This window comes from Acinetobacter sp. UC24323 (assembly GCF_024151445.1).
GTDB lineage: Bacteria > Pseudomonadota > Gammaproteobacteria > Pseudomonadales > Moraxellaceae > Acinetobacter > Acinetobacter baumannii.
Genome location: NZ_JAHIBY010000007.1, coordinates 171,706 through 195,896, shown reverse-complemented (window position 1 = coordinate 195,896; position 24,191 = coordinate 171,706). Strand labels below are relative to the sequence as shown.

General features: G+C 38.7%; 26 protein-coding genes. 10 read left to right on the top strand and 16 right to left on the bottom strand.

Translation table 11 applies throughout. The features are described from left to right. The first annotated feature begins 24 nt into the window (after positions 1 to 24). Positions 25 to 801 (top strand): dioxygenase, encoded by a 777-nt coding sequence (locus KNQ97_RS11410; RefSeq protein ID WP_005129308.1) that lies wholly within the window; start codon positions 25 to 27, stop codon positions 799 to 801. A 170-nt stretch (positions 802 to 971) separates the two neighbouring features. Further along, entirely contained in the window at positions 972 to 2,081 is a 1,110-nt protein-coding gene (locus KNQ97_RS11405) for an META and DUF4377 domain-containing protein (protein WP_000696025.1), read from the top strand. 55 nt (positions 2,082 to 2,136) lie between these two features. On the opposite strand, the gene gdhA is transcribed toward KNQ97_RS11405, so the two are convergent. Next, positions 2,137 to 3,540, bottom strand: a complete 1,404-nt coding sequence (gene gdhA / locus KNQ97_RS11400; protein WP_253612235.1) for an NADP-specific glutamate dehydrogenase — start codon at positions 3,538 to 3,540, stop codon at positions 2,137 to 2,139. Between the two features lie 271 nt (positions 3,541 to 3,811). Here gdhA and KNQ97_RS11395 point away from each other — a divergent pair, with 271 nt between their 5' ends. Both KNQ97_RS11395 and nth read left to right on the top strand, forming a co-directional pair. After that, the gene (locus tag KNQ97_RS11395; RefSeq protein WP_001069886.1) at positions 3,812 to 4,603 is read left to right on the top strand and encodes an RnfABCDGE type electron transport complex subunit B; all 792 of its coding nucleotides are present in this window, start codon (positions 3,812 to 3,814) and stop codon (positions 4,601 to 4,603) included. Further along, positions 4,604 to 5,296: an endonuclease III gene (gene nth / locus KNQ97_RS11390; RefSeq protein ID WP_000279329.1), complete on the top strand. Its 693-nt coding sequence runs from the start codon at positions 4,604 to 4,606 to the stop codon at positions 5,294 to 5,296. Positions 5,297 to 5,325: 29 nt separating this feature from the next. Here the strand turns inward: nth and KNQ97_RS11385 are convergent, their stop codons facing one another. From KNQ97_RS11385 to KNQ97_RS11370, 4 genes are all read right to left on the bottom strand, one after another. Further along, positions 5,326 to 5,463, bottom strand: a complete 138-nt coding sequence (locus KNQ97_RS11385; RefSeq protein WP_253612234.1) for a hypothetical protein — start codon at positions 5,461 to 5,463, stop codon at positions 5,326 to 5,328. A gap of 71 nt (positions 5,464 to 5,534) precedes the next feature. Further along, positions 5,535 to 6,188, bottom strand: coding sequence for an adenylate kinase (gene adk / locus KNQ97_RS11380; RefSeq protein ID WP_001220244.1), 654 nt, complete (start codon positions 6,186 to 6,188; stop codon positions 5,535 to 5,537). Between the two features lie 86 nt (positions 6,189 to 6,274). After that, complete coding sequence (locus KNQ97_RS11375; RefSeq protein ID WP_000895449.1) at positions 6,275 to 7,588, bottom strand: membrane protein; 1,314 nt, start codon at positions 7,586 to 7,588, stop codon at positions 6,275 to 6,277. A gap of 61 nt (positions 7,589 to 7,649) precedes the next feature. Beyond that, a complete protein-coding gene (locus tag KNQ97_RS11370; RefSeq protein ID WP_001227325.1) occupies positions 7,650 to 8,168 on the bottom strand; it encodes a hypothetical protein in 519 nt (172 codons plus the stop codon). 236 nt (positions 8,169 to 8,404) lie between these two features. Between KNQ97_RS11370 and mrdA the strand changes: the two genes are divergently transcribed. Both mrdA and rsmD read left to right on the top strand, forming a co-directional pair. Next, complete coding sequence (gene mrdA / locus KNQ97_RS11365) at positions 8,405 to 10,423, top strand: penicillin-binding protein 2 (protein ID WP_000809155.1); 2,019 nt, start codon at positions 8,405 to 8,407, stop codon at positions 10,421 to 10,423. Beyond that, positions 10,423 to 10,968 (top strand): 16S rRNA (guanine(966)-N(2))-methyltransferase RsmD, encoded by a 546-nt coding sequence (gene rsmD / locus KNQ97_RS11360; RefSeq protein WP_253612233.1) that lies wholly within the window; start codon positions 10,423 to 10,425, stop codon positions 10,966 to 10,968. Before mrdA ends, rsmD begins: the two co-directional genes overlap by 1 nt. Before the next feature lie 74 nt (positions 10,969 to 11,042). On the opposite strand, the gene KNQ97_RS11355 is transcribed toward rsmD, so the two are convergent. The 10 genes from KNQ97_RS11355 to KNQ97_RS11310 form a co-directional block, all read right to left on the bottom strand. Further along, positions 11,043 to 11,501, bottom strand: coding sequence for a hypothetical protein (locus KNQ97_RS11355; RefSeq protein WP_249668509.1), 459 nt, complete (start codon positions 11,499 to 11,501; stop codon positions 11,043 to 11,045). 60 nt (positions 11,502 to 11,561) lie between these two features. Beyond that, entirely contained in the window at positions 11,562 to 12,131 is a 570-nt protein-coding gene (locus tag KNQ97_RS11350) for a HupE/UreJ family protein (protein ID WP_111850081.1), read from the bottom strand. Positions 12,132 to 12,140: 9 nt separating this feature from the next. Continuing rightward, the gene (gene ureG, locus KNQ97_RS11345; protein WP_000140200.1) at positions 12,141 to 12,755 is read right to left on the bottom strand and encodes an urease accessory protein UreG; all 615 of its coding nucleotides are present in this window, start codon (positions 12,753 to 12,755) and stop codon (positions 12,141 to 12,143) included. A gap of 23 nt (positions 12,756 to 12,778) precedes the next feature. Beyond that, positions 12,779 to 13,444 carry an urease accessory protein UreF gene (locus KNQ97_RS11340; RefSeq protein ID WP_000103638.1) on the bottom strand — a complete coding sequence of 222 codons (666 nt, stop codon included), beginning with the start codon at positions 13,442 to 13,444 and terminating at the stop codon, positions 12,779 to 12,781. Further along, a complete protein-coding gene (gene ureE, locus KNQ97_RS11335; protein WP_000708730.1) occupies positions 13,431 to 13,913 on the bottom strand; it encodes an urease accessory protein UreE in 483 nt (160 codons plus the stop codon). Before ureE ends, KNQ97_RS11340 begins: the two co-directional genes overlap by 14 nt. 69 nt (positions 13,914 to 13,982) lie before the next feature. Beyond that, a complete protein-coding gene (gene ureC / locus KNQ97_RS11330) occupies positions 13,983 to 15,683 on the bottom strand; it encodes an urease subunit alpha (protein ID WP_253612232.1) in 1,701 nt (566 codons plus the stop codon). A gap of 12 nt (positions 15,684 to 15,695) precedes the next feature. After that, positions 15,696 to 16,154, bottom strand: a complete 459-nt coding sequence (locus KNQ97_RS11325) for a GNAT family N-acetyltransferase (RefSeq protein WP_002156405.1) — start codon at positions 16,152 to 16,154, stop codon at positions 15,696 to 15,698. Then, positions 16,144 to 16,464: an urease subunit beta gene (locus tag KNQ97_RS11320; protein ID WP_000612143.1), complete on the bottom strand. Its 321-nt coding sequence runs from the start codon at positions 16,462 to 16,464 to the stop codon at positions 16,144 to 16,146. Before KNQ97_RS11320 ends, KNQ97_RS11325 begins: the two co-directional genes overlap by 11 nt. A gap of 12 nt (positions 16,465 to 16,476) precedes the next feature. Beyond that, positions 16,477 to 16,779 (bottom strand): urease subunit gamma, encoded by a 303-nt coding sequence (gene ureA / locus KNQ97_RS11315; protein ID WP_065717920.1) that lies wholly within the window; start codon positions 16,777 to 16,779, stop codon positions 16,477 to 16,479. Positions 16,780 to 16,880: 101 nt separating this feature from the next. Continuing rightward, entirely contained in the window at positions 16,881 to 17,756 is an 876-nt protein-coding gene (locus KNQ97_RS11310; RefSeq protein WP_001079965.1) for an urease accessory protein UreD, read from the bottom strand. Positions 17,757 to 17,950: 194 nt separating this feature from the next. Here KNQ97_RS11310 and KNQ97_RS11305 point away from each other — a divergent pair, with 194 nt between their 5' ends. Together KNQ97_RS11305 and KNQ97_RS11300 are read left to right on the top strand one after the other, a co-directional pair. After that, positions 17,951 to 18,274, top strand: a complete 324-nt coding sequence (locus KNQ97_RS11305) for a hypothetical protein (protein WP_000688341.1) — start codon at positions 17,951 to 17,953, stop codon at positions 18,272 to 18,274. 202 nt (positions 18,275 to 18,476) lie between these two features. Then, positions 18,477 to 18,956, top strand: coding sequence for a copper resistance protein NlpE (locus KNQ97_RS11300; RefSeq protein ID WP_002132529.1), 480 nt, complete (start codon positions 18,477 to 18,479; stop codon positions 18,954 to 18,956). A gap of 62 nt (positions 18,957 to 19,018) precedes the next feature. Here KNQ97_RS11300 and KNQ97_RS11295 read toward each other — a convergent pair whose 3' ends face one another. Further along, positions 19,019 to 20,623 (bottom strand): isocitrate lyase, encoded by a 1,605-nt coding sequence (locus KNQ97_RS11295; RefSeq protein WP_000214787.1) that lies wholly within the window; start codon positions 20,621 to 20,623, stop codon positions 19,019 to 19,021. Positions 20,624 to 21,211: 588 nt separating this feature from the next. Here KNQ97_RS11295 and KNQ97_RS11290 point away from each other — a divergent pair. Together KNQ97_RS11290 and KNQ97_RS11285 are read left to right on the top strand one after the other, a co-directional pair. Further along, a complete protein-coding gene (locus KNQ97_RS11290; RefSeq protein WP_001047619.1) occupies positions 21,212 to 22,201 on the top strand; it encodes a LysR family transcriptional regulator in 990 nt (329 codons plus the stop codon). 123 nt (positions 22,202 to 22,324) lie between these two features. After that, positions 22,325 to 23,650 (top strand): hemolysin family protein, encoded by a 1,326-nt coding sequence (locus KNQ97_RS11285; RefSeq protein WP_000051871.1) that lies wholly within the window; start codon positions 22,325 to 22,327, stop codon positions 23,648 to 23,650. Positions 23,651 to 24,191 lie beyond the last annotated feature (541 nt).

Here is a 24,191-nt window from a genome sequence, read left to right as displayed (position 1 = left end):
GCTTTTCAACTCAGGTGTAATGAAATGGAACTACAAACCCTTCCCGGACTGTTTATTTCACATGGTTCACCCATGCTTGCACTTGATCCAGAACAAGTGGGTCCTGCCTTACATCGTCTTAGTGTAAATCTGCCTACTCCAAAGGCAATCATAGTGATGTCTGCTCACTGGGAAAGTAAAGCACTCGAAGTAAGTAGTTCGACTCGTCCGGAAACTTGGCATGACTTCCGTGGTTTCCCGCCAGAGTTGTATGAAATTCGCTATACTGCCCCAGGTCAACCCGAGCTTGCAGAAGAAATTTTGAAGTTGTTAGCAGATGCTCATTTTGTCGCACATGCCAATAGCACTCGCCCTCGTGACCACGGCGTATGGATGCCTCTTTTACATATGTATCCAGATGCAGAAATTCCTGTTGTTGAAATTTCTTTACCAATGGGCTTAACTGCACAGGAAATTTATCGGATTGGCCAAACGCTGGCACCTTTACGTGAAAAACAAATCTTATTGATTGGCTCTGGAAGTATTACTCATAATCTTGCTGAACTGTCTTGGCAAGGTGACAATTCAAAAGTACCTGAATGGGCTTCAACTTTTAGAAATACAGTGGTCAGTAAGTTGAGTCATCAAGACTATGATGGTGTACTGGAGTGGCAAACCCTGCCGTTTGTGAAACGTAATCATCCTTCACTTGAGCATTTTGCACCTTTGTTTTTTGCTATGGGTACGGGACATCGTTTTACGATTGTTCATAGTAGCTTCACAATGGGCTCACTAGGTATGGATATATACCGCTTTGATTAATTTTTGGAAAATACCCCGTTTTGCGGGGTATACCATTATTTTTGTTGAAAAATAGAATAATTTACAAACTTATACATTTTAAAAACCGAAACAATCAAATGTTTACATTTTCTTTTTTTAAGAATGTTTTAAGCTTAGTGCTGTTGTTTTTTTACTTGAAGTTTTTTTAAATGAAAATTAAATATTTAATTCTTGCGTTATTACCTTTTTCTTTGATGGCGTGTCAAACAGTTTCAAACACTCAAGCTCCAATTGTATCTGAGCAACAACAAAATCTTGCGACTACTTTAAGTGAATATGCTTGGACTTATCAAAATGTAAAAGCATCTAAGCCACTTATTCTTAACTTTAATGCAGACGGTAAATTAGCAATTAACACTGGCTGTAATGGCCAAGGCGGTACTTGGAAAGTTGAAGGCAACCAACTTGTAACTTCTCCACTTGCATCAACAATGATGGCTTGCCAAGACGATTTAATGAAACAAGAACAATTGTCTAATAGCATCTTTAGTGAAGCGAAATTGCCAATCGAAATTAGTAATAACAATGGTCAGGTAATCTTAAGCGTGACAGATAAAGCAGGTCAAAAGCATATTTTCCAAGGCGAAAAAGCAACCAATACTCAAGCTTTAACTGATTATTCATGGTCATACCAGCCTGAAAATACTAAAAAGCCGATTGTTCTTAACTTTACAAACGACCGTTTATCAATTGATACGGGTTGTAACCGCCAAGGCACCACTTGGAAAGTTGAAAACAATACGATTGTAACGACTGATGTCATGTCAACTATGATGGCTTGTGAACCTGCTTTAATGAAACAGGAACAATTCTCTAGCAGCCTCTTCCAAAAACGTGCGATTCCATTTGAACTTAATACAACAAATGTTGATCAACCAACATTGACAGTAACTGACGCTCAAGGCCAGAAATATACTTTCACAGGTAAAATGACACCTGAAGCAAAATATCAATCTGAAGGTAAAACTGTTTTCCTTGAAGTAGCGCCAGAAACTAAATCTTGCACAGGTGTTGCACCACAAACTTGCTTGCAAGTTCGTGAAGTTAAATATGATGACAAAGGCGTAAAAACTTACGCTGACAAAAATTGGTCATTATATTACGGTCAAATCGAAGGTTTTGAACACAATCCAAACCAACGCGTAATCTTACGTGTAAAACGTTTTGAAGTGAAAAACCCGGCAGCAGATCAATCTAGCCAAGCAGATGTGTTAGATATGGTTGTAGAACAAGAACTCGTTAAAAAGCCTAAAAAATAAGTTTTAGACTAAAAAAATCCGATGCTTTTGCATCGGATTTTTTTATTTCTATATTTTAATAAATACCTTGTGCAAGCATCGCATCAGCAACTTTTACAAAACCAGCAATATTGGCACCATCTACATAATTCACAGTACCATCTTCTTTAGTACCGTATCTAACACAATTGGCATGAATATCTTTCATAATTGCATGTAAGCGTTCATCGACTTCAGCATGTGTCCAGCCTAAACGAATCGCATTTTGAGACATTTCTAAACCAGAAGTTGCCACCCCACCCGCATTAGAAGCTTTACCAGGCGCATACAAAATCTTAGCTTCAATAAAATGCTCAACAGCTTCAAGTGTAGATGGCATATTAGCGCCTTCAGCCACACAAATTACTCCATTAGCGATGAGCATTTTGGCATCTTCGCCAGTTAATTCATTTTGTGTTGCACATGGTAAGGCAATATCTACAGGAATATGCCAAGGTGTCTTCCCTTCAAAATATTCAAAGCCATGCTTAGAAGCAAATTCTGAAATACGGCCGCGCTGGATATTTTTGAGTTCCATAACTTCAGCAAGCAACTCATCTGTAAAACCATTTTTTAAATAAACTGTGCCGTTTGAGTCCGACAAAGTAACAACTTTTGCCCCTAAGAACATCGCCTTTTCTGCCGCATATTGTGCGACGTTACCAGAGCCTGAAACGGAAACAGTTTTACCAGCAAAAGATTGTCCACGGGCTTTTAGCATTTCTTCTGCAAAATAAACCGTACCATAACCAGTTGCTTCAGGACGCATTAAGCTACCACCAAATGAAATTCCCTTACCGGTAAAGACACAAGCGGTGTCATTACTCAGCTTTTTCATCATACCTGCCATATAACCAACTTCACGTGCCCCCACGCCAATATCCCCAGCTGGAATATCCGTATTGGGTCCTAAATGGCGATAAAGCTCAATGATTAATGCCTGGCAGAAGCGCATAATTTCAGCATCAGATTTACCTTTAGGATCAAAATCTGAACCACCTTTCCCCCCACCCATTGGTAAAGTCGTCAGTGAGTTTTTAAAAGTCTGCTCAAAACCTAAAAATTTTAAAATTGATAGATTGACCGATGGATGGAAACGCATTCCACCTTTGAATGGACCAATTGCTGAATTGTATTGAACGCGAAAAGCACGGTTAACTTGAGTCTGGCCTTGATCATCCATCCATGAAACGCGAAATTGGATCACACGTTCTGGTTCCACCAAACGTTCTAGCAACCCCTGCTCGGCATATTCTGGATTTTTTTCAATAAATGGCCACAAACTCGTCATTACTTCTTCGACAGCTTGTAAGAACTCAGGTTGATGCGGATCACGCGCTTGCACGTAATTCAGGAATTCATTCAGGTTGTTATATTTCAATGCACGGTCCTCAGCATAGTAATGAATTAAATTGGTGCAATACATTTTAAAATGCATCATTTAGCAGCAAAATATTAAATCCCTTTCCATCAATTTTAACAATAGTTATTTTAAATTATTTTATTTTTCTTAATTATCATAAACTTATTTTTAGGAAAACTGTCTAACAATCAATAATAGTCATTTATCTTTTCACTTTTATTGATCTATTATTGTGCAATATTGGCGACATTTTAGGTCAATCAAAAAGCCAATAAATTCGTTAAAATCCATTGACCTTACTTAGGTTTTTCTTCATTATCGCATCGTTTTAAGCAAGCTATTTTCCTCTATGAATCCATCTATTTCTCTCATACGCGAGATTGATGCGTTACTACCACAAACACAATGTGGTCTGTGTGGGCACCGTGACGGCTGTCTACCTTACGCAAAGTCCATTGCTGAAGGTGAAGAAGCAAATAAATGTGTTCCTGGTGGACAGCCAGTGGCCGATGCACTGGCACAATTATTAAATCGCCCATTATTACCTGCTGAAACGAGTGTCTGGCCTGTACAGGCGGATGGACGCCCACAACGCATGAAGGCAATTATTCGCGAAGATGAATGCATCGGATGTACAAAATGTATTAATGCCTGCCCAGTAGATGCCATTATTGGTAGTGGTAAGCTCATGCATACAATTTTGACTGATCTATGCACAGGTTGTGAGTTATGTATTCCACCCTGCCCAGTTGACTGTATTGATCTAGTCGAAGACACTCAAGCATTGCCAAGCGAACAGCAACGCATTGCGGAGCAAAATGATTTACGACAACGTTATTACGCGCATATTCAACGTGAAGAAAAACGCCGTATTCACCGCAAAGGCCCTGTTGTACGTGCTGAAATCGATACCCAGCTGTTTGCACAGTTCTCTCAAGCACTTGATGATTTACCTTCAATTCAGCTCATCGAGAAGCCAAAAGAAGCAATTGTAAGCGATGCAAAAACCACAATTGAATTAGCGAAAATTCGTACACAAATTAAAAAGTTGGAAAAGCAGCTCAGTGTTCGAGAAGATGCCAAAAAGCGTCTTCAACTTGATGAACTACAACAGCAACTCATTCAATTACAGGAGGTCTGAATGGCCGTCAAAAATATGACGAAAAAGCAGATTCAAATTTTCTTTGAACGCCTTCGTGAACAAAGACCTTCTCCACAGACCGAATTAAAATATTCATCACCATTTGAATTGCTCATTGCCGTTATGTTATCGGCGCAAGCAACCGACGTTAGTGTCAACAAAGCAACTGATAAGCTCTATCCTGTTGCGAACACCGCTGAAAAAATCTATAACTTAGGCGTAGACGGGTTAAAAGAGTACATTAAAACAATTGGTCTTTATAACGCAAAAGCCGAAAATGTTATCAAGACCTGTAAGATTTTAATGGAGCAGTTTAACGGTGAAGTTCCAAGTAACCGAAAAGATTTGGAAGCTTTGCCAGGCGTAGGCCGTAAAACAGCCAATGTGGTTTTAAATACTGCATTCGGTCAGCCGACTATGGCTGTCGATACCCATATTTTCCGTGTTGGAAACCGAACGGGCTTAGCAATAGGTAAAAATGTTCTTGAAGTTGAACACCGTTTAGTAAAGGTCATTCCTAAAGAATTTATTTTAGATGCACATCACTGGCTGATATTACATGGTCGTTACTGCTGTATTGCCCGTAAACCAAAATGTTCAGAGTGCGTGGTTGCTGATGTATGTAACTGGCCGGACCGCTTTGAGTTTGGTGCTCAAAAACAAATTGCGGTTAAAAACATTGAGGCAGAATAAAAGTTGGGTATAGCTTATACCCAATTTAGTTACTTTAAACGCTTTTGCTGTTTTCTTTCTTCTTTCGTTTGTTTTTGTACTTTTCTCAGCATTTTGTAGCTTTGATACAGTAAAAATAACAATAGTGCCAGACTCAGCAATACCACCAAAATCAAAATGATTTTCAAATCATTCTCCTGCACTTAATGAAAGAAAAGAGCCCTCACAAAGAGGGCTCGGTATTACAAATAATATTAAATTATTTGTCTAAGATGTTGAACAAATCTTTTTGTACATCTTCAATTGTACGCAAGCCATCAAGCTTGTCATAAGTTGGCGCGTTTTCACCAGAAGCAGCACGACCTTGGTAGAAACCAACCAATTGTTCTGTTTCAGTGTGATAAGACGCTAAACGCTTACGGATTGTTTCTTCTTGGTCATCTGGACGTTGAACAAGATCTTCACCAGTTTCATCATCTTTACCTTCCACTTTAGGTGGATTGTATACAACGTGATAAACACGACCAGAAGCTGGATGCTGACGACGACCAGAAAGACGTTTTACGATTTCTTCATCAGGTACATCAATTTCGATTACATGATCAATGCTGATCCCTTCTTTTTCCAAAGCTTCTGCTTGAGGAATAGTGCGTGGGAAGCCATCGAAAATACAACCATTCACGCAGTCAGGTTGAGCAATACGTTCTTTTACTAAACCGATAATGAGTTCATCTGAAACCAAACCGCCAGATTCCATCACACTTTTAGCTTTTAAACCTAATTCAGTACCTTCACGAATTGCAGCACGGAGCATATCACCGGTTGAAATTTGTGGGATATTGTAGCGCTTACAGATCAACTGAGCCTGAGTACCTTTGCCTGCCCCAGGTGGTCCGAGTAAGATAATGCGCATAAAAAACATCCTCATTTAAAACAATGAATGTGAGGTCTGGCAGATTTAGTTTCATTGATCTTCAATAGATCCTGCCCGACTTCGAATTATAAGAAAGCCACAAACAAATGTATTGTACCAGCAATAAATCCGGTTACCCCACCTAGTACAATAAGAATCCACTCGTCCTCTTGAAATGCTGGACGTAACAAATTCTGAAACTCTTTTGGTGTTAGTTCACGAATACGCTCTTTAAACATTTGAAAAATCTTCTGTGCCCGGCTTGCATTTAGTGCAGGGTCACATACCGGTCCCATCGTAATTTCAATTGAACGATCAATCAAGTCCGTCTTTAACCTTGCATACTCTCTTGGGCCTAAAGAAAGCTGTAAAGATGTTCGAACAAGTGGAGTTTCCATGATTTCGTTAATATGACGTTTAACAATACGACGCGTTTTGTCCTTGCGTGAACCATACATCATTTCTGTCATAATTGATTTTAACGTAATCAGATCTTCTGTCACTACGCTAGAGAAGACTTCTGAAACTTCTTCTTGACGCTTCATGAAAGCCCCTTGAACATTATAAGTACCAATTCGTAAAACAGGTACAATCCAAGGGAACTTACGATCTTTTGTTAATCTAAATATTTGCGGATAACGAATGTAATGCGGTTCAATCGGGTTAAATACCATCCAGATTGCAATCCAGTTAGTTAAAAAGCCCCAAATAGACGCCCAAAAAGGTACTGTCCAATGCCAAGGCACCACAAACCAGACCACCATTTGGAAAACACCAAAGAACATCCCGATTAGTGCACTAATATGCCAAATAAAGTTGATTTCTTTTTGTCCAACTTTTAAAAACATACGTACCATTAAACGGCGATCACCTTCCATTTGGCTCACCACCATTTCACGCATATCAACCAGTGACTCAACGTTCATAGTCAGCTCAGTCACTAATTCTCTGAGTACACCTGGTAATTGCTTATGCGCTTGAGCATAAATACGGCGTTTAATTGAATAGGGTAAATTTTCCCAAAGCACTGCATTACGATCGATCATCACTTCATCAATCAAATGCTCAAGTTCAAATCCGACTTGCTCACCAATAATACGTGCCATGTCTTCAGGGTCCATTGCCTCTAAAAACTCACGCAAAGAACCTAACTTCGATAAAGTATTATCGGTAATAATTCCAGAGATACGTCCTGCTTTACGTGGCACAATACCTTGCCAGCCGACTGGTAAAGGACCTAAATGAAATCCCCAAAACTTGATTGGGTAAAACACCATTTTTAAAGCCATCCACACATGTGCCCATGTGACAAAGGCAGTGACCGGAATGATACTCAAAACGGCCCAAAAATCAGGTCTGTGTAAAAAGGTCTGCCACAATCCGCTGACGTACTCTAACATGTAAGACTCTCGTATTTATTTGTGCTCTGCTTATGGCGAGTTAACGATAAACTGCTTTGTTTTATAAACCAAAACTTAGAGAATAAGAAAATTGAATTTGTGGTTTAGTATCTGCAGCAACATCACCATTCTGGTCCGTTAATTTTTCCGCTGCGCCAATACCCACACTAAACGTACTAATTCTTTCTGAATTCAACAATACATATGCCAAATCGACACCAGCACCTAAACGAGATTTATAATCTCCATCTACCGATTTGCTATCAAGATGTCCAGCATAAAAGCCAATATAGTAACCATTTTTATCTGTTCCAGTAAGGTAGTACGGATAGCGGAATCCGACTTGCCCTCCAGCAGTTTTATCGCCATTTAAAAATGCACCAACTTTTGCGTAAGCAATTCCATAAGGATTTACCCACTCACCATTGAGATGTAACAATTTTTGTGTAAAACCGGCGCCTACATTCCAGGTAGATGCTTTATGATCTGCTAATTTTGCTTCTGGAAGAAATGAGTAATCTTGAGCATGTGCCCAACTACTTACTGTCAAAACTGCAAGTAAGGGATAAATTTTTCTCATTATTTTCTCCATTTTCCCTAATCGTATGGTGAGAACAACCCTATTCTATTGAATGAGAGACTTTAACAGAATTATTTTGCTTCTTATATACAAGACTCTACAATTTTGTTGTCTACAAAGTCAAAAAAGCCAATTTGCCTCTTCACTGAAACTTTGAAAAATATGCGATATTTTAAGTGCGCTTGCGTTAGAATAAGCAGCTATTTTTCTCACCCTATGTCATTAAGTCGATCCGTATGAAACAGCACTTTCCTTTAAAAGATATCCAGCAAGAAAAGCGCATTTATCGAGGTCGTATATTTTTTGCCGTAGGGCTTGTGATTATCTGTTTATTGGTACTAGCCAGCCGATACGCTTATCTACAAATTTTTCATTATGATGAGTTCTCGACAGCATCGGATAAAAACCGTATTCGCCTACAACCCCTTCCACCTGCTCGTGGTTATATTTATGACCGCAATGGGGTTTTACTGGCAGATAACTATCCTGTTTTTACCGCGACATTAAGTAAAGCAGATGTTGAGAACGTTGATACCGTTATTGAACAATTACAGCCTATTTTAGAACTCACTCAAGAAGATGTAGATCGTTTTAAAAGCCGCATTAAAACAGCACGTAAAACTGAACGTGTGGCCATTAAACTGAATTTGACCGAGACAAATATTGCCAAGTTTAGTGAAGTTAAATACAAGTTCCCCGGGGTTAGAATTGAAACTCAAATGACGCGCTATTATCCACATGGTGATTTATTTGCTCACGTGATTGGATATGTTGGCCGTATTAACGATAAAGAATTAAAAAGTATTGATAAAGATTTATATGCTGGAACAAACCTGATTGGTAAAATTGGTGTAGAAAAAAGCTATGAAGATTTACTTCATGGAACACCTGGTTATGAGTCTGTAGAAGCAGATGCTCATAGTAATATTTTGCGTCACTTAGGTCGTAAAGACCCAACCCGTGGTAACGATCTCTACTTATCATTAGATTATGGTTTGCAAGTTGTCGCGTCGCAACAACTCGCTGGTCGACGTGGTGCAATTGTTGCGATAGACCCACGCACCGGTGAAATTCTTGCGTTGGTTTCAAGCCCAAGTTTTAACCCTAACTTATTTGTAACGGGTATTAATCATAAAGATTATAGTTCTCTACGTGACAATATAGATCAGCCTCTTTATAACCGCGCAGTACAAGGTGTATATCCTCCTGGTTCAACCATTAAGCCAATGGAAGCGATGGGCGGTTTACATTATGGAATTGTCGATTGGGCTACTGCTATTTCCGACCCTGGTTATTTCCATTTACCGGGTGACTCACACAAATTCCGTGACTGGAAAAAAACCGGCCATGGCATCGTGAACATGCACAAAGCCATTATCATGTCTTGTGACACCTATTTTTATATTTTGGCCAATCAAATGGGCATCGATCAGATGAACCAATGGATGCGTCAATTCGGCTTTGGCCAAAAAACAGGTGTCGATTTACCAAGTGAAAGTGAAGGCTTATATCCAAATCCTGAATGGAAAATGCGTACACGCAAATCCAAATGGATGAAAGGTGAAACGATTTCAGTCAGTATTGGTCAAGGTGCATTTACCGCAACTCCTTTACAACTCGCCATGGCAACTGCCATTACGGCAAACCACGGCTCGCATGTAGTTCCACATGTTTTACGTGCAACCCATGGTGCAAAACCTTTTACCGTACGTAATGCACCTGATGGAAAAATTAATTTCAATGGTACAGATGAAGATTGGGTAAAAATGCGAGAAGCCATGATTGATGTAATTCAATCAGGTACTGGTCGTGGCATCCGTACACCGCTATATCAAATTGCCGGAAAAACAGGTACAGCACAGGTTAAAAGTATTGCTCAAGGCAAACGTTATAACGAAGCTGCGCTTAGTGAACGCCAACTTGACCACGGTCTTTTTGTTGGCTTTGCTCCGGCTGATAAACCAGAAATCGCTATTGCAGTTATTTGGGAAAATGGCCGTCATGGTGGTTCAGCAGCCCAACTTGCTAAACCCGTGTTTGATTACTGGTTATTAACCCGTAAGAAAAATCCGATTCGACCAGCCAACCATCAAGTCAATGGTGGCCTGATGACTGCTGGGATTAAACCGGGTGAACTTCCAAGTGGTAATGAAAGTGCCAGCTCTACTCCAGCGACCTCTGCTCCGACTTCCGCAGCAGCCTCTACTCCACAGGCAACACCAACTCGTCCTGCTACAAACGAGGTCGATGAATAATGAAAAATCAATTACGCATTATTGGGGGCGAATGGAAAAGACGAGTTTTACCATTCGCCAGTATTGAAGGATTAAGACCAACTCCCGATCGTGTCCGCGAAACTTTATTTAACTGGCTCATGTGGGACATTCAAAACGCTCATGTTCTCGATATCTGTACAGGTTCTGGGGCATTAGGCTTTGAAGCATTATCGCGCGGTGCTACATCTGTTTATATGATTGAGCCAGATAAGACGCAGGCACGATTTTTAAAAGATAATATTCAATTGCTCAAAGCGCAGAATTGCCATTTAATTAATGCAACTGCTCAACAAGCTCTACCACGCCTAAAAGAACAGTTTGATGTCGTTTTTTTAGACCCTCCTTATAGTCTTAATTTATGGCAAGAACTTGCCCACTTAGCAGACTCACATATTAAAAATAATGGGTACATTTATGTTGAAGCTGACCGAGATTTATCTCAGCTTCACCTTCCTGCAACATGGCAGCAAGTTAAAACAACCAAAGCTGGTACAGTCCATGCAGGTCTTTATCAGAAAATTTAATCATGCAGAATTTTTATAACGAATTACTTTACCTGATCTATCTTATTTGAATTCGATTATTTTAATTTTGTATTTCAGAATAGATAGATCGTAAAAAATCGTATGAGTTGACCTCGATCGTAAGGAAAACTCGAAATATATTCATAACCAATTTTCAGTCTTGGGTTAACACTATAGTTAACTCCATACCCAACTGAAATGGATAAATCTTGAATATTAATATGATTCGTTAAACCAGTGATGCTTTTGCTATGAAGTTGCCCCGTATCATAGGCTGTATAATTATAAATCACCCAACGCTCATTTGAATAAAATTCGTTTTTGAGCACATTATAGTTATTAACTTCATCATCATGCTCAATCGCCAACCGCCTTTGTTCCAAGTTTAAATCTGATTGATCTAACAACTGATCTGTATTTAATAAAGCAGAATCATCACTTTCTAGTTGAAAAAAATCATAGGCCTGAACATCTCCACTATAAAAGATAACCATCGCTGTAAAAACAGTATAAATATTTTTATGCACACACATTTTATTTTGCAAATCAAAAAAGGTAGCTTAAAGCTACCTTTTTTCGCTACAAAGTTTTAATTAACTCAAACCAATCACTGCAACAACTGCTGCACAGGCACCTACAATTTTTTTGCCATATGGCACATAACGTGTAAATACTGCACCTAGTGCAAGCCCACCACAATAGATAAGTGCCATACCAGTAACCATACCGATTACTAACGCCACAATATGCCCTGCATGTGCTAACTCAACACCATGAGCTATCCCATGAAAGCTTGCGAGTAAAGCGGCAGCGATAGGTAAAATCCGATTTGATTTTGTCCATAGCGCAATCGCTGTAATAATTAAAGAAGCAACAATACCGTATTCAGCAACATTGGCGGGTACCAAACCTTGAGCACCTACCAAAAAGCCAATCACTAAGGTGATACTTAAAGTGATGACGCCAGCAATTTTCCACTGTTTGGCTGCCGACCAAAGCAAGACACCAAAGCCTAAAGCCACTATTAAATGATCCAACCCCGTAAACGGATGAATAAAGCCTGCTATAAAACCTGAATGTACATGGTCATGCCCTGGATGAGCCATAGCTAACGCAGGTAACATGCTAAGGAGCCCAACGCTCCATTTTTTAATGAAGTTCATAGTTACTCCTTAAGCCTTAAACAGCCCTTGCTTCTCAATAAATTGAATAATTTCTTCAAGCCCATCTTGTGTTTTCATGTTTGAAAATAAAAATGGCTTTTCACCACGCATGCGTTTTGCATCTTGGTCCATGACATCAAGGTTTGCTCCCACCATAGGTGCGAGGTCAGTTTTATTAATAATCAGTAAATCTGACTTGGTAATACCCGGTCCTCCTTTACGAGGAATCTTTTCACCACCTGCTACATCAATGACATATAAAGTTAAATCAGAAAGCTCTGGACTAAATGTTGCTGCTAAATTATCACCGCCGCTTTCAATAATAATGAGTTCTAAGCCATCAAATTTTTCGCACAGATCATCAATCGCAGCTAAATTAATTGAAGCATCTTCACGAATTGCTGTATGCGGGCAACCACCTGTCTCGACACCTACAATACGATCTGGTGACATCGCTTCATTACGGGTTAAAAAGTTTGAGTCTTCTTTGGTATAAATATCATTTGTCACCACTGCCATATTATATTTATCACGTAAGGCACGGCATAAATTAAGCGTAAGTGCTGTTTTACCTGAACCGACTGGTCCGCCAATTCCGACTCGTAATGGACTACGTTCTGTCATGATTTTTATCCTTTTTCCTAAACTTAAGATCTGAATAACCGTGAATATTGAGTTTCGTGTTTCATGCTCAGCATGGCATAGCGCGGCAAAGCACTACTCAATTGCTCATCTTTAAGTTTTAAAGCCTTCTCTACAGCTTGTGGTACTCGCCCATGCAAATGCCATAAAATTCTTTGTCCTGCCATTTGGCCCAATGGGACAGTTTTTACTGCGGCTAGAACCTGATTTTCTAAAACGGTAAAGGTATACGCCGTAAGTACATCCACATCTTTAAGTTCTAAACGACCGCAAAGCTGCGCATAGACAGGCACAAAACCAAACTGCTTTTTAACCTCAACTGTTTTCTTTAAAACATCTTTAATCCATGCATTTAAAGAAAATGCGAGTTGCTGAGATTCGGCCAAAAGCTCTCTACTTTCTCGGCTTGCCTTATACAAATGTGCCCAAATTAGAAACTGATCTGGGTCATCATAATGTTGCATAAGACGTTTAAGTACAGGCAACTCAAAGCGTACTAGCAGCATTTCAAGCACTTCTTCAAAGTAAGCAATTGCCGAGGATTCATCGTGTATTAAGCCAATATCAATGGCGGTTTCCACACCTTGCGAATAGCAATATGCTCCAACTGGCAATGCCGTAGAAGACAATGTCAGCAGTTGCAGTAATTGCGCAGCATTATGAGTGGACATGGTGTAAAGCTTTGATTGGGCTTAAACGATGGTCATGGCTATGCTGTGCATAGGCACCGCTTTCAGGTTCAAACGGATGATCGGTTTCTGTCACAGCAAGCCCCAAACCTTCCACCATTTCTGCAAGCACATGATCAGGCTCAAAATATAAAGCTGTTGGTGTCAGCATTAATGGCACATGTCGGTTACCTAAATGATAAGCCGCTTTAAGCAAATCAAATTCAGTCTGAGCAGTGACTTGCATTAACCTTTCAGGTTTGGCATCGACACGTAATACATCCCCTTCTTGCGTTGCAATATATGAACCACTACGCAAAATGCCGGTACGTGGCAAATCCGCACCAATATCTACGCCACTCGCTAAAGCCGCTCGAAAACGTGATTTTTGGCGGGTATCAAACGTTAGCTCAACCGTTTCAAATGCCTGATCAGGAGAAATATCTTCAAGACGTTGGGTGTAAATTTTCATTTAGCTTTTCTCTCCTTACTTATTTCTTTCATATATAAGGTAATGAGGCAAATCACCTCTATAAATTCATTAAAACAAGAAATAACGTTGTGCCATCGGTAATACGTCAGCAGGTTCACACGTTAGTAATTCACCATCGGCCCGCACCTCGTAAGTCTCAGGATGAACCTGCATAACAGGACAATATGTATTATGTTTCATATCGGCTTTGGTAATTGAACGCGTGTTTTTACACGGACTGATTAACTTTTTAAGATTTAGCTTCTCAGCAACTTTTTCATCAATTGCGACTTGAGATAAAAAGGTAATACAGGTGTTATGCACACCACGTGGATAAGCACCAAACATTGGACGATAATGCACTGGTTGAGGTGTAGGAATTGAAGCATTAATGTCACCCATTGGCGCTGCCGCAATCATGCCACCTTTAATGATCATGGAAGGTTTCACGCCAAAAAACGCAGGCTTCCATAATACTAAATCAGCAAGTTTTCCGACTTCAACCGAACCAATTTCATGACTTAAACCATGGGTAATTGCCGGGTTAATTGTATATTTGGCAATGTAGCGTTTAACGCGATTGTTATCATGAAACTCATTGTCACCCTCTAATGGACCACGTTGTACTTTCATTTTGTGGGCAGTTTGCCAAGTTCTTAAAATCACTTCACCCACACGTCCCATTGCCTGAGAGTCAGATGACATCATGGCAATTGCACCTAAGTCTTGTAAAATATCTTCAGCAGCAATGGTTTCACGGCGAATACGACTTTCTGCAAAAGCAATATCTTCAGCAATTGCAGGGTCTAAATGGTGGCATACCATGAGCATATCTAAATGCTCATCAATGGTATTGATCGTATAAGGTCGTGTTGGGTTGGTCGAAGATGGCAACACATTACTTTGCCCAATTGCTTTTAAAATGTCGGGAGCATGCCCGCCGCCCGCACCTTCGGTATGGTAAGTATGAATCGTACGGTCTTTAAATGCCGCTAGCGTTTCTTCTAAAAAACCACCTTCATTTAAAGTATCCGTATGAATTGCGACCTGTACATCATACTCATCTGCAACGCTCAAACAGTTATCAATAGCCGCAGGAGTTGATCCCCAATCTTCATGTAGTTTTAATCCAATTACTCCTGCTTTAATTTGCTCGCGAATGGGGTCAGGTAAACTTAAATTCCCTTTACCCAATAGACCAATATTCATAGGCAAATCATCAATCGCCTGCAACATGGTCGCAATATGCCAAGGCCCTGGAGTCACTGTCGTTGCCGAAGTACCTGCTGCAGGTCCTGTTCCGCCACCCACCATTGTTGTTGTACCCGACATAAGTGCAGTTTCAACTTGCTGTGGGCAAATCCAGTGAATGTGAGTATCAATACCACCTGCCGTTAAAATTTGCCCTTCACCCGCAATCACTTCTGTTGCAGCACCTAAAGGAATGGTAATGTTAGGTTGAATATCAGGATTTCCTGCTTTCCCTATTTTCCAGATTCGACCATTTTTTAAGCCAACATCCGCCTTTACAATCCCCCACCAATCTACAATCAAAGCATTAGTAATCACAGTGTCGGCAACTTCATCGGCTAAAAGTTGAGATTGCCCCATTCCATCACGAATGACTTTGCCACCGCCAAACTTAACTTCTTCACCATAGGTCGTTAGATCTTGCTCAACCTCAATAAAAAGCTCTGTATCAGCCAAGCGAATACGATCACCAACCGTTGGACCAAACATTTCTGCGTATGCACGACGTGACATTTTCATATGATTAGTTCCTTATTTTTCTGATGGCAAAGCATAATATTTTGTCATCGGGATAAACCGGATTCCCCATTTTTCAGCAGCATCACCACTTACAATAAAACCAAATTTTTCATAGATATCTTGAGCATAAAAACTTGAATTCACCGTAATTTTTTCAATGTCTATATTTTCATTTTTAATTTTTTCTTCTATGAAATCCCAAAGCTGTCGCCCTAGACCTAGTTTCAAATGTGTTTTTTTAATAAAAAAATGCATTAAATGTGAGGGTTGCATATAAGCGACTATACCCACGATCTGTTGATCAATCTCTCCAACAAAATAATGAATATCTTCTCGATCAAAAATTGTTTGTATGACTTCTGGTTTAAAGCGTGAGCGCCCTTCGTCATTTGCAATCACTTGATCTACATATGGAGCAATTATGGCAACGATAGTATCTGTGTCATCTTTCGTTGCTTTTCTAATCAACATTTTCATCCAAACGTCCCATTACCCGACCAGCAAAACCATATACTTCTCGCTTACCAGCTAAAGCAACAAGCTCTACTTCTCGACTTTGTCCTGGTTCAAAACGTATTGCTGTGCCTGCTGCAATATTTAACCGAAAACCTTTGACTGCCTCACGATCAAACTGTAAGGCATCGTTTGCTTCATAAAAATGAAAATGCGAACCGACCTGAATAGGCCTATCGCCAAGATTAGCCACCACAACTTTCAAAGTTTCTCGTCCAACATTTAATTCAATGTCAGTTTCTGGAGTAATAACTTCACCGGGAATCATAAGTATTCCTTTTTATACAATGGGCTGATGAACAGTGACTAATTTCGAACCATCAGGAAAAGTTGCTTCAACCTGCACCTCAGCAATCATTTCCGGTACCCCATCCATGACATCTTCACGCTTTAATAAAGTCGTTCCAAAGTGCATAAGTTCACTCACCGTCATACCCTCCCGTGCACCTTCAAGTAAGGCTGCGGAAATAAATGCAACAGCTTCCGGATAGTTCAACTTTAAGCCTCGTGCTTTACGACGCTCAGCCACTAAGCCTGCAGTAAAAATGAGTAACTTATCTTTTTCTGTTGGATTGAGTTCCATATCTCTTTCCTAAATAGCATCTAATTTTCTTTAAGCAAAATGCGTGCTCAAAAGCAGCATACCGGTTTTAATCGTTTTTAAAATACGCAATTTAACGTAACTTAAGTTTTCCAAATTCTTGGAAATTCTTCATCTAAATCAAACCAATAACGTCTTAATTTAGCCCGTATAGCTGCGAAAGCATCATGACATCGTCGTACATCATTTCCTAAAAAACGCGCACACAGTACATCTTCTAATAAGGTCAACGTCACGGGAACATCCATACGCATAATAAGTTCACGGATGAGTTCAATATGTTGCTCTAAATAAAATGAAGAACGGAATTTTTCAGGGGGCACGGCCCAAAAACTGGCCATCACCGCCTGATTATTCATTCCTAAACACGAGCTTAACCAGCGATCGCCTCCCTCAAAATATAAAGTATCGGCAACTAATAACTTGTTTTTGCGCCATAATTTAAACTGGTTGTGATAGCTTCCCTGAACAAAATTCTCAGCCCGAGCCTGCCGCCCCAAGACCAGCATATCCCATCCAATAAAACTTGCTGTTTGTTCAAGATGGATATCTGTTTCAGAGTGGGCTAAAGCACCATCAAAAAGCATTGTTTCTTGCGGCATCCACTCTAAAATAGAATCATCTTTTACATTCAAATAAATATGCTGGAAAGCCTGTTTTCCATTTGTTCTATACCACTTACCCGCTCCCGGTGTGGTAATTACAGCATGCGCCTGCCCTTCTGTTTCAATTTGAAAAGTAAGATGATCACCGCCTGCAATTCCAGCCGGTGGATGAACAATAATGGCATGACAAACCCCTGTTTTTTCGGGCCAGAGCATTTTTTGCACCCGAACGGGGCCATAATGCTTTCTGTGACTCATTATGGTGCGCGAGTTTTCATAACAAAACCCCAGTTCTAACTGGGCATACCAAAATGGTGCTGAAGAAGTCTGAAAAGTTTGTTGAATTCGATTCATTTTGGCTCATTTTTGATAATGGCTTTTTTGATAAGCAAAATATGCACCAAAAGCAAAAAGTGCTTATTACAAACTTAGAAACAATTTTTTTATTTTAATGAGTCAAAAAAACATCAATGTCTAACATAAAACCACAGTAAAGCATGGAATTATTTATACAATAGCGCCCATCCTCGCTCTTATAAATTTTTCCCATGAAAATCTTTTTCGTGTTAGTACCGTTTGTATTTTTAACTGGGTGTATTTTTGGCCAATCAAGTGAGGTCAAACGTGCAGAAAAACTTTTAAATAACTTTCAATGTAAAAATATTGAAACAAGTGAAATTTCTACAAGTTCAATCAACTCTTATTACCAGCAATCTTTAGCGGTGAGTAAGGAAAAAGCGACCTCTTATGTAGAAAGCTATAAAAATGGTGAAGAATTATTTGCAATGCCCTTAGATGAAGTCGTAGAACAGCAATATCAACTTTATAAAGCAGCGTGCGATTCTTTAGGTGGGGTTTCTGCCCAACCATAAATTTTTAAAAGTATTCATTAAATCACTTTAGTGGATACTTTTAATTCTCAACTAAAATATAAAAAAATATAGCCCCAATCTGTGCAATTTTTACTCACTTTACCTTTTGTTAAAATTAAGCTACATACTAGAGCTTTTATTTTCGATGCTTTTTTCCTAGCCTGTCAGTACTTTATATTTATTTTTTGAGGTTTTATTCATTATGAAAAAATCATTATTAGCAATTGCACTTATGAGTACTCTTCTTGTCGCATGTAATAAACATGAAAATAAAACAGAAACAACCTCTGATGCATCTACTCCTGTACAAACTGCTCAAACAAATAATAATGAAGCGGTAGATACAGCACATACAGCCGAGAATTCTTTAGACTGGGATGGTAAATATAAAGGTACGCTTCCTTGTGCAGACTGTGAAGGCATCAAAACTGAATTAGAATTAAAAGATGATAAAACTTATGAGCTAACAGAAACCTATCTTGGTAAAGGTGATGCAAACCCATTTGAAACCCATGGTAAGTTTACTTTCGATAAAGACAATACTTCTGTTATTACCTTAGATGATAAAGCTCAAAGCCGTAAATTCTTTATTGGTGAAAATACCGCGACCGCTTTAGATATGGAAGGTAAAAAAGTTGAAGGTTCTTTAGCTGAACATTATGTTTTGAAAAAAGAAGATTAATCTATTTTTTAATATAAATAAAAAACCCGCTCAAATGAGCGGGTTTTTTATGAAGTCAATTCTTAGTGAGCTGAGAATTGGTTCATTGTGTTTTTAGCATCGTCACCAGCTTTAAGTGCATTTTCACCAGCGAAGATTTCTTTGTGGTCATCACCGATGTCAGAACCAGCCATTGCTTGGTGTTTCACACATGCGATACCGCCACGGATTTCTTTACGTTGTACGCCAGCAACATAAGCTAACATACCTTGGTCACCGAAGTAACCTTGTGCTAATTCATGAGTAGAAAGAGCAGCAGTGTGGTATGTAGGAAGTGTGATCAAGTGATGGAACACACCAGCTTCACGCGCAGCATCTGCTTGGAAAGTACGGATTTTTTCATCAGCTTCAGCAGCTAATTCAGTATTGTCGTACTCAGCGCTCATTAATTTAGCACGGTCGTAAGCAGATACATCTTTACCTTCTGCAACCCAACGATCGTACGCTTGTTGACGGAAGTTTAAAGTCCAGTTGAATGATGGGCTGTTGTTATAAACAAGCTTCGCATTCGGAACTACTTCTTTTACACGGTTAACCATGTGTGCAATTTCTTGTACGTTTGGAGTCGGAGTTTCGATCCAAAGTAAGTCAGCACCGTTTTGAAGGCTAGTGATACAGTCAAGTACAACACGGTCAATCTGAGTGCCTTCACGGAATTGGTATAGACCAGAAGCTAAACGAGTTGGACGATGTAATTTACCATCACGTTTAATTAAGATCTCATCTTCTTGAGCTTCTGAGATATCAATTTCTTGAGTATCTAAGTAGCTAATATATTTAGATGCGATATCACCTGGCTCTTTAACTACAGGGATCTTCTGAGTTAAGTCAGCGCCTTCAGAGTCAGTACGAGCAACGATAACACCGTCTTCAACACCCATTTCTAAGAATGCATAACGAAGTGCATGGATCTTAGCGATGAAGTCTTCATGTGGAACAGTTACTTTACCAGCTTGGTGACCACATTGTTTTGCATCAGATACTTGGTTTTCGATTTGAAGCGCACAAGCACCAGCTTCAATCATTTTCTTAGCAAGTAAGTAAGTTGCTTCTTCGTTACCGAAACCAGCATCGATGTCTGCAATAATTGGCACAACATGAGTTTCGAAGTTGTCGATTTGAGCTGTGATTTCAGCTACTTTCGCAGAGTCACCAGCTTCTTTTGCTTTATTTAAAGCACGGAACAAGTCATTTAATTCTTTTGCATCAGCTTGACGTAAGAAAGTGTAGATTTCTTCGATCAAAGCAGGTACTGAAGTTTTCTCGTGCATAGATTGGTCAGGAAGTGGACCAAATTCTGAACGAAGAGCAGCAACCATCCAACCAGAAAGGTAGATATAACGTTTGCTTGTCGTACCGAAATACTTTTTGTTAGCAATCATTTTTTGTTGAGCGATGAAACCATGCCAGCAACCTAATGATTGAGTATATTTGCTTGAATCAGCATCGTATTCAGCCATATCACGACGCATAATCGCAGCTGTATACTTAGCAATATCTAAACCTGTTTTGAAACGGTTTTGAAGTTGCATACGAGCAGCATCTTCTGGGCTAATGTCTGCCCAAGTGTTGCCGAATTTTGCTTTTAATTCACGTACTGCATCAATCGCTGTTTGATATGTAGTCATGATATTGTCCTGTATTCATTTTAGGATTTCATCGATCGAAGCCTAGAGTCATGTTATGAAAATTCCCTATGACACCAGCTGCTTCTTCATGTACACAGCTTAGACTTAGCCAATCAATTAATCCAATATCCTTCGTTAATCTTCAGTATTTATTTAAAAAATATACCAATAAATCGATATTATAAGTAAAACTAAAAAACATAACACTTTGTTTATAAAAACAAAATAATCCTAAAGGAGTATAGAATTTTGATTAAAAAACACTCCAAGCTTTATTTTTATACAGTTTTTGAAAATTTTCCATTCATTTTTAATATAAAAAGTCAATTGTAAATTAGGCGAATTTTGCCAATGCAAAATGTCAATCAGTATGCTAGAACAGTACTAAATATTAAGAAAATATTTTTGTTCAATAATTATAAAAATAAAAATAGATCAACGATAATAGAATCCAGCATTTGAGATACTTTTTGCCCATACTTAATTTCAACAAAAAATGTCGCTTTTCTCATCATTTTTTCACACAATGTTCTTTAAATATGGCATAATTTGAAACAATTTTAGGGTTTTATTTTCGGTATTTTTTTTATGAATCTGGAGCGGGTAGATCTTAATCTATTAATATATCTTGATGTTCTTCTTCGTGAAAAAAACGTTACTCGCGCAGCCGAACAGCTTGGTGTTACTCAGCCTGCCATGAGTAATATTTTACGCCGCTTGCGTAATTTATTTAATGACCCTCTCCTGATCCGCTCATCTGAAGGGATGACACCGACAGAACGTGCACTTGAATTACAACCGCGTATTCGTGATGCTCTTTCTGACCTTTCAATGATTTTGGAACCGCGTACCGAATTCCGCCCTTATACCAGTAATCGCGTTTTCCGTATTATGACTTCTGACTATGCAGAAGCCACCTTAGTCCCTCGTCTTGTTAAAGCCCTCCGCTCAGAAGCACCAAACGTTGTACTCGATTTTCTTACTCCAAGTGATGTGTCATATAGAGACATGGAACAGGGTAAAGTTGATCTAGCCATTAACCGCTTCAATGAAATCCCGCAAAGCTTCCACCAAGTTTTGGTTTGGCGTGATAGCTTTAGCTGTATTTTAAATGACAAACACCCTGCTGTGACTCATTTAAATCTAAAAAGCTATTTAGATGCTCAACATATTTGGGTATCTAAAACGGGTATGGGTGTTGGCTTTGGGGTAAACCCAGATAAACAAGGTGGCTTGGGCTGGATTGATCAAGCATTAGAACGTATTGGTCAACGCCGCAAAATTTCTGTATTTACGCGTCACTATCAGATGCCGGCATTACTTGCTCAAAATGTTGACTTGATCGCTACTCTTCCAACTCGGATGGCGCGTTTACAAGCACAAAATCCAAAATTAGTTATTAAAGATCCACCGTTTTACATTCCTGAGTTTGAACTTAAAATGGCTTGGTGTCCATTATTGCACCATCACCCAGCTCATCGCTGGTTACGCCAACTCATTCTATTTGTTGCTCGCCAAATGATCGAAGAGGAAAATCGTGAATTCCTAACCAATAATTCACAATTTTCCCACTATTAAATAAGTTTTAATTTAATTGTCTCTTTCAAACATTATCTTTAAGCGCTGAGCAATCAATCTGATTACCTCAGCGCTTTTTTGTGTTAAAACATAGTCATAATAATGATGATCCTCGGGTGATTTGTGAGTCTCTTTCAAAATATCATTATCATCGTACTGCTCATCATCGCAGCAGGCTTTTTATCTTTAACTGAAATTGCTCTAGCTGGTGCCAGAAAAGTAAAGTTAAAGATTTTAGCCGAAGCTGGCGAAGAACGTGCTCAAAAAGTACTTGATTTACAAGAACAATCTGCAGACTTTTTTGCAGCGTCCCAAATCGGCTTAAATGCTGTTGCAATCTTAGGCGGTATATTGGGTGAAGCTGCGTTTCGTCCTTTTTTTGTGAACTTAGTTGACCGTTTCTATGAAGGACCTTGGACGCAAACTATTGGATTCGCCCTATCTTTCACATTGGTAACTTCTTTGTTTATTTTATTCGCCGATTTAATGCCAAAGCGCTTGGCAATGATCGCACCTGAAAAAATTGCAATTAGTGTAATTAACCCTATTCAGATTTTTATCAAAATCTGTAAGCCTCTAGCATGGGGAATTAATGCAATTGCCAATTTGCTATTCCGCTTGTTTAAAGTAAATACCACACGCGAAGACAATATTACTTTTGATGATATTTCAGCAGTGATGGATGCAGGTGCTCAAGCAGGTGTACTACAAAAACAAGAACATCACTTTATTGAAAACGTATTTGAGCTTGAAGAACGTACAGTCCCATCAAGTATGACAACACGTGAAAATGTTGTTTATTTTACGCTTAACGAGCATGAAGATAGCATTCGCCAAAAACTGGCAGAATATCCTTATTCCAAATTTCTGGTTTGTAATGAAAATATTGATCAAGTGATTGGCTATGTAGATGCTAAGGATATTCTTGTACGTATTTTAAACAACCAATCTTTAACCCAGCTCAATGAATCAACTATTCGTACGGTTCTAATGATACCTGATACTTTAACACTATCAGAATTACTCGATCGCTTCCGCTCAACAAAAGAAAAGTTTGCTGTTGTAATTAATGAGTATGCGCTTGTCGTTGGGGTAATTACGCTAAGCGATATCATGATTACTGTTATGGGGGATTGGGTTACCCCTATGGAAGAAGAACAGCAAATTATTAAACGTGATAATAATTCTTGGCTGATTGATGGTAGTACACCTATTGAAGATCTTAAGCACGCGCTTGAAATGGATGAACTACCTGATGAAGAGAATTATGAAACATTAGCTGGTTTCATGATGTACCGTTTACGCAAAATTCCTCGTCCAGCCGACTTTGTTGAATTTGGTGGTTATAAATTTGAAGTTGTTGACGTAGACCATTTTAAAATTGATCAGCTATTAGTAACACGTGTATTAGAAAAAAATGATTTACCATCTCCACCTGATGAAAATTGATTTATTTTGGTGCAAAATATCCTGCAAATGCAGGATATTTTTTCGATAAATAATTTATTCCTTTTAAGATAATTATTATTTTTAAATAATTTTATATTAAAAGTTAAATTAATTATCCTAATCACAATTTCAAATATATAAATTAACTCATTCATTAAAATAAAAAAATTAAATTGAATTAAAATAAAATTTTGCACATAAAAGATTTACAGATTCACTTTCGTTATGTAACTTAGGGAGTAGAAGCTTTGTAAATGGGTATACTTCTCATTTCAGTATTCAAACAGAATATAATTTTTAAAAATACATGATAATTTCAAACATGATAAAGGTTTTATAAGTATATATAATAAGCACTATACATTATAAATAGACTATACCATTATTATATATGTTCAGTATTTCTTCAAAATATACCTTTCCAAGTGAATATATATTAACCAAATAAACTAAATATATTATTTGTCTTTTTAATAAAAATTCATAAGAATAATCGAGGTCAGAGTTTTTGAATAAACTTGTTCAGTAAAACTAAAGGCAA

Bases quoted from the DNA above. Each gene is read 5' to 3' on its own strand.
- KNQ97_RS11410 (WP_005129308.1), top strand. From the start codon at position 25: ATGGAACTACAAACCCTTCCCGGACTGTTTATTTCACATGGTTCACCC.
- KNQ97_RS11405 (WP_000696025.1), top strand. From the start codon at position 972: ATGAAAATTAAATATTTAATTCTTGCGTTATTACCTTTTTCTTTGATG.
- gdhA (WP_253612235.1), bottom strand. From the start codon at position 3,540: ATGATGCATTTTAAAATGTATTGCACCAATTTAATTCATTACTATGCT.
- KNQ97_RS11395 (WP_001069886.1), top strand. From the start codon at position 3,812: ATGAATCCATCTATTTCTCTCATACGCGAGATTGATGCGTTACTACCA.
- nth (WP_000279329.1), top strand. From the start codon at position 4,604: ATGGCCGTCAAAAATATGACGAAAAAGCAGATTCAAATTTTCTTTGAA.
- adk (WP_001220244.1), bottom strand. From the start codon at position 6,188: ATGCGCATTATCTTACTCGGACCACCTGGGGCAGGCAAAGGTACTCAG.
- KNQ97_RS11375 (WP_000895449.1), bottom strand. From the start codon at position 7,588: ATGTTAGAGTACGTCAGCGGATTGTGGCAGACCTTTTTACACAGACCT.
- KNQ97_RS11370 (WP_001227325.1), bottom strand. From the start codon at position 8,168: ATGAGAAAAATTTATCCCTTACTTGCAGTTTTGACAGTAAGTAGTTGG.
- mrdA (WP_000809155.1), top strand. From the start codon at position 8,405: ATGAAACAGCACTTTCCTTTAAAAGATATCCAGCAAGAAAAGCGCATT.
- rsmD (WP_253612233.1), top strand. From the start codon at position 10,423: ATGAAAAATCAATTACGCATTATTGGGGGCGAATGGAAAAGACGAGTT.
- KNQ97_RS11355 (WP_249668509.1), bottom strand. From the start codon at position 11,501: ATGTGTGTGCATAAAAATATTTATACTGTTTTTACAGCGATGGTTATC.
- KNQ97_RS11350 (WP_111850081.1), bottom strand. From the start codon at position 12,131: ATGAACTTCATTAAAAAATGGAGCGTTGGGCTCCTTAGCATGTTACCT.
- ureG (WP_000140200.1), bottom strand. From the start codon at position 12,755: ATGACAGAACGTAGTCCATTACGAGTCGGAATTGGCGGACCAGTCGGT.
- KNQ97_RS11340 (WP_000103638.1), bottom strand. From the start codon at position 13,444: ATGTCCACTCATAATGCTGCGCAATTACTGCAACTGCTGACATTGTCT.
- ureE (WP_000708730.1), bottom strand. From the start codon at position 13,913: ATGAAAATTTACACCCAACGTCTTGAAGATATTTCTCCTGATCAGGCA.
- ureC (WP_253612232.1), bottom strand. From the start codon at position 15,683: ATGAAAATGTCACGTCGTGCATACGCAGAAATGTTTGGTCCAACGGTT.
- KNQ97_RS11325 (WP_002156405.1), bottom strand. From the start codon at position 16,154: ATGTTGATTAGAAAAGCAACGAAAGATGACACAGATACTATCGTTGCC.
- KNQ97_RS11320 (WP_000612143.1), bottom strand. From the start codon at position 16,464: ATGATTCCCGGTGAAGTTATTACTCCAGAAACTGACATTGAATTAAAT.
- ureA (WP_065717920.1), bottom strand. From the start codon at position 16,779: ATGGAACTCAATCCAACAGAAAAAGATAAGTTACTCATTTTTACTGCA.
- KNQ97_RS11310 (WP_001079965.1), bottom strand. From the start codon at position 17,756: ATGAATCGAATTCAACAAACTTTTCAGACTTCTTCAGCACCATTTTGG.
- KNQ97_RS11305 (WP_000688341.1), top strand. From the start codon at position 17,951: ATGAAAATCTTTTTCGTGTTAGTACCGTTTGTATTTTTAACTGGGTGT.
- KNQ97_RS11300 (WP_002132529.1), top strand. From the start codon at position 18,477: ATGAAAAAATCATTATTAGCAATTGCACTTATGAGTACTCTTCTTGTC.
- KNQ97_RS11295 (WP_000214787.1), bottom strand. From the start codon at position 20,623: ATGACTACATATCAAACAGCGATTGATGCAGTACGTGAATTAAAAGCA.
- KNQ97_RS11290 (WP_001047619.1), top strand. From the start codon at position 21,212: ATGAATCTGGAGCGGGTAGATCTTAATCTATTAATATATCTTGATGTT.